We start from the raw sequence: 13,870 nt of genomic DNA on the forward strand, positions 1-13,870 counted from the left end.
ACGGGCAGCCCGGGTTGATCGAGACCCTGGATTCGATCCAGGCCATGTATGGCAGGCGATGTCGGCAGGCCCTGCAGCAAGTGCACGACCCGTGGCCGAGGCAGTCACGGGAAATCGGCAAGGTGCTGGACCGTGATCGCGGCCATTGCCGAACGACCTAACCTGCTGGCCCTGAACGCCGCCATCGAAGCCGCCCGGGCCGGGGAAAGCGGACGCGGTTTTGCCGTGGTGGCCGATGAGGTGCGCAACCTGGCGCGGCGCACCCAGGATTCCATCGAGCAGATTCGCGGGGTGATCGAGCAGATCCAGGGCAGTACCCAGGCCCTGGTGACGTCGATGCACAGCAGCCACAGCCAGGCCCAGGACAGCGCCAGCCAAGTGCAGGATGCGGTGGCGGCGTTGCAGCGCATCAGCCAGGCGGTGCTGGTGATCAGCGACATGAACCTGCAAATCGCCAGCGCCGCCGAGGAGCAGAGCGTGGTCGCCGAAGAGGTCAATCGCAACGTGGCGGCGATCCGTCAGGTCACCGAAACCCTGAGCGGCCAGGCCGACGAATCGGCCCAGGTCAGCATCCAGCTCAACGACCTGGCGACCCAGCAACTGCGCCTGGCGGATCAGTTCCGGGTCTGAACCCTTTCCACTGCGGCCGCCGCTACCCGTGGGCGGCGCAGGGTCAGCACGGCGTGGGCAGCGAGGCCGAAGATCAGCCCCCAGAACGCCGCCGACAAGCCGAACAAAGACATGCCCGAGGCCGTGACCAGAAAGGTGATCAGCGCGGCCTCGCGGTCATGGGGCACCGCCATGGCACCGCTCAAGGCACCGCCAATGGCCGCGAACAGCGCCAAGCCCGCCAGCGCCGCGATCAGCTCCCGGGGGAAGGCGCTGAACAGGGAAACCAGGGTCGCGCCGAAGATCCCCAACACCAGGTAAAACACCCCGCCCATGACCCCGGCCATGTAGCGCTTGGCCGGGTCGGCATGGGCCTCGCGTCCGGTGCAGATGGCCGCGGTGATCGCCGCCAGGGTCAGGCCGTGGCAGCCGAACGGCGCCAGCACCAGGCTGGCCAGGCCCGTGCTGGCGATGATCGGGCTGGCCGGGGTTTGATAGCCGTCGTTGCGCAGCACGGCGATGCCCGGGACAAATTGCCCGGTCAGGGCCACCACCACCAACGGCAGCGCCACGTTGAACAGCCCATGCCAACTGAAGGCCGGGCTGATCCAATGGGGCGTGGCCAGGCCGATCACCAGGGCCGACTGCTGGATCTCCCCGGCCCCCAGGGAAATACCGCAGCCCACCAGCAGCACCGCCAACACCGCGTAGCGCGGCAACACCCGCCTGAACAGCAGGTAAGTGGCGAACATGGCCCCCACCAGCAGCGGCTTGTCGGCCATGGAACGGAACAGTTGGGTGCCGAAACTGAAGAGGATCCCCGCCAGCATCGCTGCGGAAATCGCCGCCGGCAGCTTGCCGATGACCTTGTCGAAAATACCGCAGAGCCCCACCAGCAGAATCAACGCACTGGCCACCAGGTAGGCGCCCACCGCTTCATTCAGGCTGATGCCCGGCAACAGCGCCACCAGCAACGCCGAGCCCGGCGCCGACCAGGCGATGATCACCGGCACCTTGAAGCGCAGGCTGAGGACGATGCCCAGTACGCCGCTGCCGATGGAAATGGCCCAGACCCAGGACGCCAGCACCTCCTCGGGCAAACCGGCAGCCTTGGCCGCCTGGAAGATAATCACCAGGGGCCCGGCGTAGGAAATCAGCGTGGCGATAAAGCCGGCCACCACGGCCGACAGGGAAAAGTCCTTGAACAGGCTGTTCATGCTCACTCCAAAACCGCGGGCGGCGCGGCGGCATCCGTGCTCGCCGCACCGCCCTGTAACGGGCTAGGCGCTGGCCTCGGCCAGGGGCTGAGTCCGAGCCGGGCGCTGATAGACAAAACACATGGCCAGGGCCGCCACCGCACCGGGAATGGCGAAAGCCATGAAGTTGTAGTGCAACGGCAACTGGATGCCCACCAGGGCACCGCCCAGGATCGGCCCGACAATCGCCCCGCTGCGCCCGATGCCCGAGGCCCAGCCAAGGCCGGTGGAACGCATGGCCATCGGGTAGAACTGGGCGACGCAAGCATAGGCCAGGATCTGCGTGCCGATGGTGGTGGCGCCGGCAATCGCGATCAAGCCGTAAAGCACCGCCGTCGGGCTCTTGAAGCCCAGCAGGCTGATGGACAGCGCCGCCACCACAAAGAACGCCACCAGGACTTTTTGCAGCTTCAGCCGATCACCGATCCAGCCACCGCCCACGGCGCCGAAGATCGCCCCGAAGTTCAGCACCAGCAGGAACATCAGGCTCGACCCCAAACCATAACCGGCGCTGGCCATCAACTTGGGCAACCAGGAATTGAGGGCGTAGACCATCAACAGGCAGCAGAAAAATGCGACCCAGAGCATCAAGGTACTCAGGGCCCGGCCATCGCGAAACAGCTGCACCACCGGCGTGCCCGGAGCCTTGAGCGCGGCCTTGATGAACACGTCGCCGGCTTGCGGCACAAAGCTCGGTTCGATGCGCTGCAACACCTGCCGCGCCTCTTCCTCCCGACCCTGACGCAGCATGAAGCCCACCGACTCCGGGAGGAACTTGAGGATCAGCGGCAACAGCAGCAAGGGAATCACCGCCACATAGAACACCGACTGCCAGCCGAAATTCGGCAGCAGCACAATGCCCAGGCTGGCCGACAGCATGCCACCCACTGAATAGCCGCTGAACATGATCGCCACCAGGGTGCTGCGGATTTTCTTCGGCGCGTATTCGCTCATCAGCGCCACCACGTTGGGCATCACCCCGCCGATGCCGAGGCCGGCGATAAAGCGGCAGATGCCGAACTCCGTGGGGTTGCGGGCAAAGCCGTTGAGCACGGTAAAGCCGCTGAACAGGATCACGCAGACCGCGATCACCTTCTTGCGCCCGATACGGTCCGACAGCGAACCGAAAAACAGCGCACCGAACATCATGCCGAACAACGCGTAGCTGCCCAGGGTCCCGGCCTGCAGCGGGGTCAGCCCCCACTCCTGCATCAGCACCGGCAGCACCACGCCGTAGATCACCAGGTCGTAGCCGTCGAAGATGATGATCAGCGCGCACCAGAACAGCACGCGCCAGTGGAAGGCGTTGAAACGCGCCTCGTCGATCAGGGTATTGCTGTCTATTTTTCGCATGGCATCTGACTCTTGTTGTTGTTTTTAGAGACCGGGTGGACGTGTTGTTTGGGGGTTGAGGTTGGGGGTTGATTCAGGGGGACCTTGGCGTGGCGGATCGCCGGCAAGCCGGCTCCTACAAACCCCCTGCAACACCCTGCCCCCTGTAGGAGCTGGCTTGCCAGCGATGGCGCCCTCAAGGCCTATGCAACATCCAAGGCCCTCATCGCCGGCAAGCGGGCACCGGCAAGCCGGCTTCTACATAGGGGGTCAGCCTTGGTCGCCACCGCCTACGGGCATGACCATGCCGGTGATGTAGGAGGCTTCGTCGGAGGCCAGGAAGAGGATCGCCGCGGCCTGTTCGTCGATGGTGCCGTAGCGTTTCATCTGGGAGCTGTCGAGGGTCTGGTCGACGATCTGCTGATACCAGACTTTCTCTTCCGGGCTCTGTTCGGCGCTGTTGCGGGGGATGCGTCGTGGCGGCGCTTCGGTGCCGCCGGGGGCGGTGGCATTGACCCGGACGCCGCGCCCGGCGGTTTCGAAGGCCAGGCAGGCGGTCAGGGCATTCACCCCGCCCTTGGCCGCGCCATAGGGCACGCGGTTGATGCTGCGGGTGGCGATGGACGAAACGTTGACGATGGCGCCGCTGCCCTGCTCCAGCATGAACGGCAGCGCGGCGTGGCAGCACCACAGGGTCGGGAACAACGAACGGCGGACTTCGGCTTCGATCTGCGCCGGCTCGTAGTGCTCGAAGGGTTTGGCCCAGATGGTGCCGCCGACGTTGTTGACCAGCACGTCGAGGCGGCCGAAACGCTCGACAGCGGCGGCCATGACGCGTTCGCATTCGGCGTATTGCTCAAGGTCGGCGGTCAGGGCCAGCACCGGGTACTGGGCGGCCAGTTCGGCCTGGAGTTCGAACACCAGTTCGGAGCGGTCCACCAGGATCAGGCTGGCGCCCTCCTCGGCCAGGCGCTCGGCGACACGCCGGCCGATGCCTTGGGCGGCGCCGGTGACCAGGGCGACTTTGTTTGGGAAGCGGTTCATGGCGACCTCGGGGGTTAGGGTTGAGGAGCTGGGTGTGGATGCGGGCCTCATCGCCGGCAAGCCGGCTCCTACAACGGCGATATGGGCTCAGGCGGCGCTGGCGGCGAATTTCTCGTAGTAGAAGTTCGCCGGGGCGATGCCTTGTTCGCGGATGAACTGGCTCACGGCCTCGACCATCGGCGGCGGGCCGCACAGGTACACATCCACATCCCCGCCATTCAGGTGCCGGGGTTCGATGTGCTGGGTCACGTAGCCCTTGAGCGGGTGCTGGCTCTCGGGGTTGGCCACGCAGGCGCTGAAGCTGAAGTTGGGGATGCGCGCGGCAAAGGCTTCCAGGCGGTCCAGCTCCACCAGGTCGAAGTCGTTGGTCACGCCGTAAATCAGGTGCAACGGATGCTCGCTGCCCTGCTCGGCAATTTTCTCCAGCATCGCGGTAAACGGCGCAAGGCCGGTGCCGCCGGCCAGTAGCAACAGCGGCCGACGAATGTCCCGCAGGTAGAAGCTGCCCAGAGGGCCGGCCAGGGTCATGCTGTCGCCGGCCAAGGCCCGCCCGGTAAGGAAGCTGCTCATCAACCCGCCGGGCACGTTGCGGATCAGGAAGCTGACCTCGCCGTCGCGCTGCAGGGAGCTGAAGGAATAGGCCCGGGTCTGCTCGCTGCCGGGCACCCCGAGGTTGACGTACTGCCCCGGCAGAAACGCCAGCTTGCTCAGGGACTCGCCCTTGATCGACAGGGCGATGGTGCTGTCGGAGAGCTGGCGCACCGCGCTGATGCTGGCACTGAAGGTCGCCTGCGCCGTGCGGCAGACGTCGGACGAGGCCGGCACCCGCACCACGCAATCGCTCAAGGCGCGCATCTGGCACGTGAGGACAAAACCCTGCTCGGCCTCGTCGGCGGTCAAGGCGTCTTCGATGTATTCCTCGCCCAGGTCATAACGCCCGGCCTCGGCAAAGCATTTGCAGGTGCCGCAGGCGCCGTCGCGGCAGTCCAGGGGGATGTTGATGCCTTGACGATAGGCTGCGTCGGCCACGGTTTCCCCGGCGTTGGCAGCAACGAAACGGGTCACCCCGTCTTCGAAGTTGAGTGCGATTTGATGGGTCATGGCAGTCGCCTCAGAGGTGGTAGAAATCGACGACCTGGCGAACGTAATCGTTCTTCAGGATGACTTTCTTGGCCTTGATCAGCGGGTTGTCGCCGCGCACATCCAAGGTGTAGAAACTGCTGCCGAAGTAGCTGTCCACGGTCTTGTAGCGAAAGCTCAGGGTGTGCCAGTTGAAGCGCACCGTGCACAGGCCGTCGGCCTGTTCCAGCAGCTCGATGTTGCTCAGGTTGTGCGAGGTGCGGGTGTCGGGAATGCTCGCGCTGGAGCGTTCGGTCTTGATCCGGAACACCCGGTCTTCCAGGCCGCAACGGTTGCCGTACCAGATCAGCGAAATTTCCCGCTGTGGGTCTTCGGTCAACTCGTCGTTGTCATCCCAGGACGGCATCCAGAAGGTAGCGTCGGGGGCATAGAGTTCCAGCCAGCTGTCCCAGTCCTTGTCGTCCAGGTAGCGGGCCTCGCGGTACAGAAAGTCGCGCACGGCGTCGTAGGAAAGGCTCATTGCACGGCCTCCACGGCGATCTTGCGGGACTCGTCGGCCGCCAGGGCGCGGAGCATGGTTTCCTGCCAGTACTTGTGCTGCATCACGAACAGGCCTTCGTCTTCGGTGCGCACGCCGCTGAGGATCGGGTGCAGGTCAATCTCTTTCGCCGCCTCGTCCGGGCCTTCGACCCAGTGCTCGGCCCCGCGGGACATGTCGTTCCAGGCGCTGGTGCTGCCCTGGTAGCCCATCTGGCAGGAACGGAATTCCTCCAGGTCGTCGGGGGTGGCCATGCCGCTGACGTTGAAGAAGTCTTCGTACTGGCGAATGCGGCTGGAGCGGGCGTGGTCGCTTTCGCCCTTGGGCGCGATGCAGTAGATGGTGATTTCGGTGCGGTCCACGGAGATCGGCCGGGCAATGCGGATCTGCGAGCTGAACTGGTCCATCAGGTAGACGTTGGGGTACAGGCACAGGTTGCGCGAGTTCTCGATCATCCAGTCGGCGCGGGCCTGGCCAAAGTCCTGGGCCAGTTCGTCGCGGCGCTCGTAGAGCGGGCGGTCTTCGGGGTTGGACCAGCGGGTCCAGAGCAGCATGTGGCCCTTGTCGAAGGAGTAGAAACCACCGCCCTGCTTGGCCCAGCTGCCGGCGCTCATGGTGCGGATGTCTTCACCCGCCTCGCGCTGCTTGCGCTGGTTCTGGGTGGCGGCGTAGTTCCAGTGCACCGAGCTCACGTGGTAGCCGTCGGCACCGTTTTCGGCGGTGAGCTTCCAGTTGCCTTCGTAGATGTAGCTGGACGAACCGCGCAGCACTTCCAGGCCGTCGACGGACTGGTCGACGATCATGTCGATGATCTTCGCCGACTCGCCCAGGTGCTCCACCAGTGGCGCCACATCGGCCTTGAGGCTGCCGAACAGGAAGCCGCGATAGGACTCGAAACGCGCCACCTTGGTCAGGTCGTGGGAGCCTTCGCAGTTGAAGCTCGACGGGTAACCTGCGGCGGCCGGGTCCTTGACCTTGAGCAGCTTGCCGGAGTTGTTGAAGGTCCAGCCATGGAACGGGCAGGTGTAGGACGACTTGTTGCCGGTCTTGTGTCGGCAGAGCATGGCGCCGCGGTGGCTGCAGGCGTTGAGAAAGGCGTTGAGCACCCCGTCCTTGTTGCGCGCAATAAAGATCGATTGGCGGCCCATGGTGGTGGTGTAGTAATCGTTGTTGTTGGGGATCTGGCTCTCGTGGGCCAGGTACAGCCAGTTGCCTTCGAAGATGTGTTGCATCTCCAGGTCGAACAGCCGGGGGTCGGTGAACATCTCCCGCTTGCAACGGTAGACGCCTTGCTCTTTATCTTCTTCAAGCAGGGAGTGAAGGTATTCGGGTCGCAGGGACATGGCCGCCGCCTCCATTGTTTTTATCAGGCAGGCTCATGCTAGGGCGGGGGTTGAAGGGACAATATCCGTTGCGTGCAGACCACTATCCGTTTTCTGCAAGGTGCCGGGTGGTGACGGTCTTCAGCGTTGTGTTGGGCTGGCGGGCCTCATCGCTGGCAAGCCAGCTCCTACAGGGGGGCCTGCCCGCAACATCATTGTAGGAGCCGGCTTGCCGGCGATGGCGGTCTTGAGCGTTGTGTTCGGCTGGCGGGCCTTATCGCTGGCAAGCCAGCTCCTACAGGGGGGCAGCCCAGAACACCGTTGTAGGAGCCGGCTTGCCGGCGATGGCGGTCTTGAGCGTTGTGTTGGGCTGGCGGGCCTCATCGCTGGCGAGCCAGCGCCTACAGGGGGCCAGCCCGCAACACCGTTGTAGGAGCCGGCTTGCCGGCGATGGCGGTCTTGAGCGTTGTGTTGGGCTGGCGGGCCCTATCGCTGGCGAGCCAGCTCCTACAGGGGCTAGCTCGCAGAACCATTGTAGGAGCCGGCTTGCCGGCGATGGCGGCTTCCGGGACGCTATCGCTGGCGAGCCACCTACGGGAGCGTGGGGTCAGTGGCGGCGTTTGAGGGTGTCGGAGGGCAGTTCGCCGAATTGCTTGCGGTAGTTTTCCGAGAAGCGCCCCAGGTGCAGGAAGCCGAAGTCCATGGCCAGTTCGGTGACGTTGCGCACGTGGCTGCTGGGGTCGCGCAGGCAGGCGTGGACCCGCTCCAGCTTCTTCTGGCGGATGTAGTGCTTGGGGGTGGTCTGGGCGTTGCGCTCGAACAGGCCGTACAGCGAGCGCAGGCTCATTTGCGCCTGTTGCGCCAGCTCTTCGCAGCCGATGTCTTGCTTGAGGTTGCGCTCGATGTAGTCGGCAATCGCCTCGAAGGTCGCCGACGATGAACCCAGGCCTGCGCGCCGGACGTTGGTCTTCATCAGGCTGAGCATTTTGCTGACCACGATCTGCGCGTAATGCTCCTGGACCTTGGGCATGCACTCGGCCGCCTCGGCCTCGCGACAGACCATGCTCAGCAGGTTGATAAAGCCTTCCAGCTCATGCAACTGGTAGCGGTTTTCCAAAAAGCGCACGCCCTGCCCCGGGTACAGCCAGCGCTGTTCCTGGCACACCGACTCCAGCAGGCGGGTGGGCATCTTGATGATGAATTTTTCGCAATCGTCGGAATAGGTCAGGTCCACCGGGTCATCGGGGTTGATCAGCAACAGTTCGCCCGGGGCGAAGTAATGTTCCTGCTGATGGCCGCGCCACAGGCAGTGGCCGCGCAACAGAACTTGCAGGTGGTAGATGGTTTCCAGGGCCGGCGAGGTTACACGCACGCTGCCGCCGTAACTGATGCTGCACAAGTCGAGGCTGGCAAACTGGCGGTGATTGAGGCTGGCCTGGGGGCTGCCGGACTTGGGCAGGCGAATGCAGTGATTGCCCACGTGCTGGTTCACATAGCCGGATACCGCGTAGGGGTCGGCCTGCACAAACACCCGACTGCGCTCACTCAACAGATGCGTTTCCATAACCCGGTCACTCTGATTGTTATTATCGGACGGTGATCGATCGCCACCGCTGGCTTATCACGCAACGCTTTTAAACACTGTTTTACAACGCTTGCCACAATGCCAAAAACCACGGGACGGCCGCTAGGTCATCCCGTGGTTGGAAACATCAGCACATCATTTATCAGTCTTCCAGGGCGCGCACTCGCTCCATGCGCTGCTGCTCTTCAGGCTGGGCCGACGACTGCAGGGTGAAGTCGAACTCGATTTCGGCAAAGCGCCCGCTGACGCCCAGTGCCTGGGCCCGCGCCGGGTCTTCGCTGAAGGTGATCTGGGCGATCAGCTCGTCGCGGGTGGCGTAGGCGAAGTCGTCGTGCAGGTACTGATCGCCGTCCAGGTTGATCTGGGTGGTCAGGTGACGATGGTCGTCCGCCGAGATAAAGAAGTGGATGTGCGCCGGGCGCTGGCCGTGGCGACCCAATTGGTCCAGCAGTTGCTGGGTCGGGCCATCCGGCGGGCAGCCGTAGCCGGACGGCACGATGCTGCGGAAGCGATAGCGGCCCTCGGCGTCGGTGACGATGCGCCGGCGCAGGTTGAACTCCGACTGGCTGCCGTCGAAGTAGGAATAGGTGCCGCCGGTGTTGGCGTGCCACACGTCGACAATGGCCCCGGCCAATGGCTCGCCGGCGGTGTTCTTGACCTGGCCCTGCATGAACAGCACCACGCCCGGGTCGACGCCGTCGTCGAGGCGCGCTTCGCCCTGGCTCAGGGGTGCGCCGGCCACGTACAGCGGGCCCTCGATGGTGCGCGGGGTGCCGCCGCTTTTGCCGGCCTGTTCGTCGGCGGCGTCCATCAGCAGGTCCAGGTAGTGCTCAAGGCCCAGGCCGGCCACCAGCAAACCGGCTTCCTGGCGCGCACCCAGCACGTTGAGGTAGTTGACGGCTTTCCAGAATTCTTCCGGGGTCACTGCCAGGTCTTCGATGATGTTCACCGAGTCACGCAGGATGCGGTAGATGATCGCCTTGGCCCGTGGGTTGCCGCCTTCGGTGAACTGGCCGCTGGCCTCTTCGAGAAACTGCTGGGCGGCGGCAGTATGGGAGATTTTGACGTTCATGATTAATTCCTCATCTTGTATTTATTAGAGTGTTGAACGGGCTGGCACGGGCTCAGCGGTCATCCTCATGAATGGACGAAGGATGCCTGCACATCGCATCGACTTCGATAGCCATGTACGGGTACAGCGGCAATTGCATCAGCAGGTCGTGCAGTTCTTGCACGCTGTCGACGTCGAACACGCTGTAGTTGGCGTACAGGCCGGCGATGCGCCACAGGTGCCGCCACTTGCCCTGCTGTTGCAGGCGCTGGGCCAGGGCCTTTTCGTCGGCCTTGAGCTGGGCGGCGCGTTCGGGGTTCATATCGACCGGCAGATTCACGGTCATCTTGACGTGGAACAGCATGACGCTCTCCTCAGACGTGATGAAGGGTGGGGGTGTTTTTGTCACGGCGGAAGAACGCCAGGCGCTCCTCGTCCAGGCTCAAGCCCAGGCCTGGGGCCGTGGACACATGCAGTTGGAAGTCGCGGTAGACCGGTGGCTCTTGAAGGATGTCCTCGGTCAGCAGCAAGGGACCAAAGAGCTCGGTGTCCCAACTCAGCTTGTTCAGGGTCAGGAAGGCATGGGCCGAGGCCAGGGTGCCGATGCCGCCTTCGAGCATGGTGCCGCCGTACAGGCCGATGCCCGCTGCCTCGGCAATCGCCGCGGTGCGCAGGGTGGCGCGGGGGCCGCCGTTTTTGGCGATCTTCAGGGCGAACACCGACGCCGCACCTTCGCGGGCAAGGTTGAAGGCGTCTTCCACGCATTCGATGGATTCGTCAGCCATGATCGGCGCCGGGCTCGAAGCGTTGAGGCGAACCATGCCCGAACGGTTGTTGCGCGAGATGGGTTGTTCGATCAGGTCGATGCCGTTGCCGCCGAGGATGCGGCAGGCCCGCAAGGCCACGGCCTCGTCCCAGGCCTGGTTGACGTCGACCCGCACGCTGGCGCGGTCGCCCAGGGCTTTTTTGATCGCGATCACGTGGGCCAGGTCGCGGTCCACTTCACCGGCGCCGATCTTCAGCTTGAAGATGCGGTGGCGGCGCAGGTCGAGCATCTGTTCGGCTTCGGCGATGTCTTTGGCGGTGTCGCCGCTGGCCAGGGTCCAGGCCACGGGCAAGGCATCCCGCACGCGGCCGCCCAACAGCTCGCTGACCGGCAACCCCAGGCGTTTGCCCTGGGCGTCGAGCAAGGCGCTTTCGATACCTGATTTGGCGAAGGTGTTGCCACGGATGCTGCGCTCAAGGCGCAACATGGCGGCGTTGATGTTGGCGCCGTCTTGACCGACCAGCAGCGGGGTAAAGAAACGGTCGATGTTGGTTTTGATGCTGTCGGGGCTTTCGTTGCCGTAAGCCAGGCCACCGATGGTGGTGGACTCGCCAATCCCTTCGATACCGTCTGCGCAACGCAGGCGGATCAGCACCAGGGTCTGGTTCTGCATGGTGTGCATGGCCAGCTTGTGGGGGCGGATGGTCGGCAGATCGACGATAATCGTTTCGATCGATTCAATGGCGGAAGCAAGCATGTCCATACCCGTCAGGTTCTTGAAGTTATGGAACCGATTCTGTTCCGGCTTTTTCCGAGGTTCCAATATAGAATTGATCTGGCTCGATACCTTAAAGGTATTCACAAATCTCATCGGAGGCTGCATGGAGCTGCGTCATCTGCGTTACTTCCAGGTGCTGGGGCAAACCCTCAACTTCACCCGCGCCGCCGAGCGCCTGCACATCGCCCAGCCGCCCTTGAGCCGGCAGATCCAGCAACTGGAGGACGAACTCGGGGTGCTGTTGCTGGAGCGCGGCCGACCGCTGCGGCTAACCGAGGCCGGGCGGTTTTTCTATGACCATTCCAGCGTGCTGCTGGAGCAGTTGACCAAGGTTTGCGACAACACCCGGCGCATCGGCCAAGGGCAAAAAACCTGGCTGGGCATCGGGTTTGCGCCCTCCACGCTGTACGGGGTGCTGCCACAACTGATCCGCCGCCTGCGCGGCAACGAGGGCCTGGAGCTGGAACTCGGGCTCTCGGAAATGACCACCTTGCAACAAGTCGAAGCCCTCAAGGCCGGGCGTATCGACATTGGCTTCGGGCGCATTCACATCGACGACCCGGCCATCGTCCAGCGCGTGCTGACCGAGGATCGCCTGGTGGCCGCCCTGCCCGCCGGCCACCCGCTGCTGGGGCAACCGGTGACCCTGGCGCAACTGGCCGAAGAGCCCTTTGTGCTGTACCCCGGCAACCCACGGCCCAGCTATGCCGACCATGTGATCGCGCTGTTCGGCGCCCACGGCCTGAACATCAAGATTGCCCAGTGGACCAATGAGCTGCAGACCGCCATCGGCCTGGTGGGCGCCGGTATCGGCATCACCCTGGTGCCGGCCTCGGTGCAGGTGCTGCACCGCGATGACATCGGCTTCAGCCCCTTGCTGGAAAGCAACGCCACCTCCCCCATCATCCTCAGCCGCCGGGTCGGCGACGGCTCGCCCGGGCTGGAACATTGCCTGCGGATGATCGACGAACTGCGCGCCGGCCGAACCTGAGCCCGGCGTTTAATCGCGACCCGCCACGGGTCGCGCCTCCCCTGTGCAGAAAAGGGATAAAGGTCTGCACAAAGCGGCTATTGCCCGCCCCACCACGTGCCTAGCCTGCGCGGCAGTGAACTGCTTTCAATAACAATAAGAGTGAAAAGCAATGAAACCTGCGAAGAACCTGGGCGTGCTGTCCTGCGGCGCGCTGTGCCTGAGTGCCCCCCTTCCCCTGTTGGCCGATGACGGCGGCTTTATCAAAGACGCGACGGCCACCCTGCAAGCGCGAAACTACTTTTTCAGCCGGGACTACTCCGATATCCGCGGCCCGGAAAAATCCATGGCTCAGGAATGGGCCCAAGGCTTCATCCTCAATGTCAAATCCGGCTATACACCGGGGTGGGTGGGCATCGGGGTGGACGCCATCGGCACCCTGGGGCTCAAGCTGGACAGCGGCAAGGGCCGGGTCAACAGCGGCCTGCTGCCAGTGCAAGCGGATGGCGAGGCGGCGGACAGTTACAGCCGACTGGGGGCGGCACTGAAAGTGCGCTTGGGCAAAACCGAGCTGCGGGTCGGTGAGTTGCAACCCAACCTGCCGGTGCTGAGCTTCAGTGATATCCGCTTGCTGCCGCCGTCCTATCAGGGTGCCAGCCTGACCTCCAACGACATCGACGGCCTGACCCTGCAAGGCGGCCACCTGCGCTCCACCAGCCTGCGCAACGAATCCGGCCACAGCGACTTGCAGGCCATGCTGGGCCATGTACCGCAACGCCAGGTCAGCAGCGACGGGTTCAACTACGGCGGTGCCGACTACGCCTTCAATGGCAAGCGCACCACAGTCAGCGCCTGGTACGGCCAGTTGGAAGACCTCTATCAACAGCGCTTTCTCGGCCTCAAGCACAGTCAGCCAGTGGGCACCTGGGTTCTCGGGGCCAACCTCGGCTACTACGACGCCAATGAGGACGGCCGCCAATTGCTGGGGCCGATCGACAACCGGGCGTTCTTCTCCCTGCTCTCGGCCAAGCGTGGCGGGCATACCTTCTATGTGGGCTACCAGGGAATGTTCGGCGACAGTTCGTTCCCCCGGGTGTTTGCCAACATTACGCCCCTGGGCAACGAAGTACCGACCTATGAGTTCGCCTACGCCGACGAGCGCTCGTGGCAGGCGCGCTATGACTATGACTTCGCGGCCATGGGCATTCCCGGCCTGACCACCACCGTGCGCTACATCAGCGGCGACAATGTGGACACCGGCAAAGGCTATGAAGGCAAGGACTGGGAACGCGACCTGGACATCGGTTATGTGGTGCAGTCTGGCACCCTGGGCGGTCTGGGGATCAAACTGCGCAACGTCGCGGCGCGCTCCAACTACCGTACCGACATCGATGAGAACCGGGTGTTGCTGAGCTATACGTGGAAGCTGTTGTAGAGCCCCACCCGTAACAGGGGCGCAAGGTTTGAGGGCGTGATCGCTGGCAAGCCAGCGCCTACAAGGGGATATGCGGCGTAACCATCCTGTAGGAGCCGGCTTGC

At 63.9% G+C, this 13,870-nt stretch carries 12 protein-coding genes and 1 pseudogene; 3 read left to right on the forward strand and 10 right to left on the reverse strand.

Annotated features, from left to right (window positions below; genetic code table 11):
• Positions 1–141 precede the first annotated feature (141 nt).
• Positions 142–630: pseudogene (locus M1B34_RS16385) on the forward strand (methyl-accepting chemotaxis protein); the annotation flags it as partial.
• On the opposite strand, the gene M1B34_RS16390 reads toward M1B34_RS16385, so the two are convergent.
• The 10 genes from M1B34_RS16390 to M1B34_RS16435 form a co-directional block, all read right to left on the reverse strand.
• Positions 615–1,826, reverse strand: coding sequence for a benzoate/H(+) symporter BenE family transporter (locus M1B34_RS16390; RefSeq protein WP_268265654.1), 1,212 nt, complete (start codon positions 1,824–1,826; stop codon positions 615–617). The pseudogene M1B34_RS16385 and the gene M1B34_RS16390 sit on opposite strands and share 16 nt — an antisense overlap.
• A gap of 63 nt (positions 1,827–1,889) precedes the next feature.
• Positions 1,890–3,218: an MFS transporter gene (locus tag M1B34_RS16395; protein WP_268265655.1), complete on the reverse strand. Its 1,329-nt coding sequence runs from the start codon at positions 3,216–3,218 to the stop codon at positions 1,890–1,892.
• Between the two features lie 249 nt (positions 3,219–3,467).
• On the reverse strand, positions 3,468–4,241 hold the full coding sequence (locus M1B34_RS16400; protein WP_268265656.1) for a 1,6-dihydroxycyclohexa-2,4-diene-1-carboxylate dehydrogenase: 774 nt from the start codon (positions 4,239–4,241) through the stop codon (positions 3,468–3,470).
• An 87-nt stretch (positions 4,242–4,328) separates the two neighbouring features.
• Complete coding sequence (benC, locus tag M1B34_RS16405) at positions 4,329–5,342, reverse strand: benzoate 1,2-dioxygenase electron transfer component BenC (protein WP_268265657.1); 1,014 nt, start codon at positions 5,340–5,342, stop codon at positions 4,329–4,331.
• 10 nt (positions 5,343–5,352) lie between these two features.
• A complete protein-coding gene (benB, locus tag M1B34_RS16410; protein ID WP_123335602.1) occupies positions 5,353–5,841 on the reverse strand; it encodes a benzoate 1,2-dioxygenase small subunit in 489 nt (162 codons plus the stop codon).
• A complete protein-coding gene (benA, locus tag M1B34_RS16415) occupies positions 5,838–7,202 on the reverse strand; it encodes a benzoate 1,2-dioxygenase large subunit (RefSeq protein ID WP_123336097.1) in 1,365 nt (454 codons plus the stop codon). The genes benB and benA overlap by 4 nt, the downstream gene beginning before the upstream one ends.
• Positions 7,203–7,788: 586 nt before the next feature.
• The gene (locus M1B34_RS16420) at positions 7,789–8,745 is read right to left on the reverse strand and encodes an AraC family transcriptional regulator (RefSeq protein ID WP_268265658.1); all 957 of its coding nucleotides are present in this window, start codon (positions 8,743–8,745) and stop codon (positions 7,789–7,791) included.
• Positions 8,746–8,908: 163 nt separating this feature from the next.
• Positions 8,909–9,838 (reverse strand): catechol 1,2-dioxygenase, encoded by a 930-nt coding sequence (catA, locus tag M1B34_RS16425; protein WP_123335599.1) that lies wholly within the window; start codon positions 9,836–9,838, stop codon positions 8,909–8,911.
• 52 nt (positions 9,839–9,890) lie between these two features.
• Positions 9,891–10,181 carry a muconolactone Delta-isomerase gene (gene catC / locus M1B34_RS16430; protein WP_123335597.1) on the reverse strand — a complete coding sequence of 97 codons (291 nt, stop codon included), beginning with the start codon at positions 10,179–10,181 and terminating at the stop codon, positions 9,891–9,893.
• 10 nt (positions 10,182–10,191) lie between these two features.
• Positions 10,192–11,340: a muconate cycloisomerase family protein gene (locus M1B34_RS16435; RefSeq protein ID WP_268263612.1), complete on the reverse strand. Its 1,149-nt coding sequence runs from the start codon at positions 11,338–11,340 to the stop codon at positions 10,192–10,194.
• Between the two features lie 124 nt (positions 11,341–11,464).
• Here M1B34_RS16435 and M1B34_RS16440 point away from each other — a divergent pair, with 124 nt between their 5' ends.
• Positions 11,465–12,352 (forward strand): LysR family transcriptional regulator, encoded by an 888-nt coding sequence (locus M1B34_RS16440; protein ID WP_123335593.1) that lies wholly within the window; start codon positions 11,465–11,467, stop codon positions 12,350–12,352.
• Positions 12,353–12,503: 151 nt separating this feature from the next.
• Positions 12,504–13,766 carry an OprD family porin gene (locus M1B34_RS16445; RefSeq protein WP_268265659.1) on the forward strand — a complete coding sequence of 421 codons (1,263 nt, stop codon included), beginning with the start codon at positions 12,504–12,506 and terminating at the stop codon, positions 13,764–13,766.
• Positions 13,767–13,870 lie beyond the last annotated feature (104 nt).

Source organism: Pseudomonas morbosilactucae (assembly GCF_023241715.1).
Classification (GTDB): Bacteria; Pseudomonadota; Gammaproteobacteria; order Pseudomonadales; family Pseudomonadaceae; genus Aquipseudomonas; species Aquipseudomonas morbosilactucae.

Excerpts from the sequence above, each read along its gene's own strand:
- M1B34_RS16440 (WP_123335593.1), top strand. The coding sequence starts at position 11,465 with ATGGAGCTGCGTCATCTGCGTTACTTCCAGGTGCTGGGGCAAACCCTC.
- catA (WP_123335599.1), bottom strand. The coding sequence starts at position 9,838 with ATGAACGTCAAAATCTCCCATACTGCCGCCGCCCAGCAGTTTCTCGAA.
- benC (WP_268265657.1), bottom strand. The coding sequence starts at position 5,342 with ATGACCCATCAAATCGCACTCAACTTCGAAGACGGGGTGACCCGTTTC.
- M1B34_RS16435 (WP_268263612.1), bottom strand. The coding sequence starts at position 11,340 with ATGCTTGCTTCCGCCATTGAATCGATCGAAACGATTATCGTCGATCTG.
- M1B34_RS16395 (WP_268265655.1), bottom strand. The coding sequence starts at position 3,218 with ATGCGAAAAATAGACAGCAATACCCTGATCGACGAGGCGCGTTTCAAC.
- M1B34_RS16390 (WP_268265654.1), bottom strand. The coding sequence starts at position 1,826 with ATGAACAGCCTGTTCAAGGACTTTTCCCTGTCGGCCGTGGTGGCCGGC.
- benB (WP_123335602.1), bottom strand. The coding sequence starts at position 5,841 with ATGAGCCTTTCCTACGACGCCGTGCGCGACTTTCTGTACCGCGAGGCC.
- benA (WP_123336097.1), bottom strand. The coding sequence starts at position 7,202 with ATGTCCCTGCGACCCGAATACCTTCACTCCCTGCTTGAAGAAGATAAA.
- M1B34_RS16420 (WP_268265658.1), bottom strand. The coding sequence starts at position 8,745 with ATGGAAACGCATCTGTTGAGTGAGCGCAGTCGGGTGTTTGTGCAGGCC.
- M1B34_RS16445 (WP_268265659.1), top strand. The coding sequence starts at position 12,504 with ATGAAACCTGCGAAGAACCTGGGCGTGCTGTCCTGCGGCGCGCTGTGC.
- catC (WP_123335597.1), bottom strand. The coding sequence starts at position 10,181 with ATGCTGTTCCACGTCAAGATGACCGTGAATCTGCCGGTCGATATGAAC.
- M1B34_RS16400 (WP_268265656.1), bottom strand. The coding sequence starts at position 4,241 with ATGAACCGCTTCCCAAACAAAGTCGCCCTGGTCACCGGCGCCGCCCAA.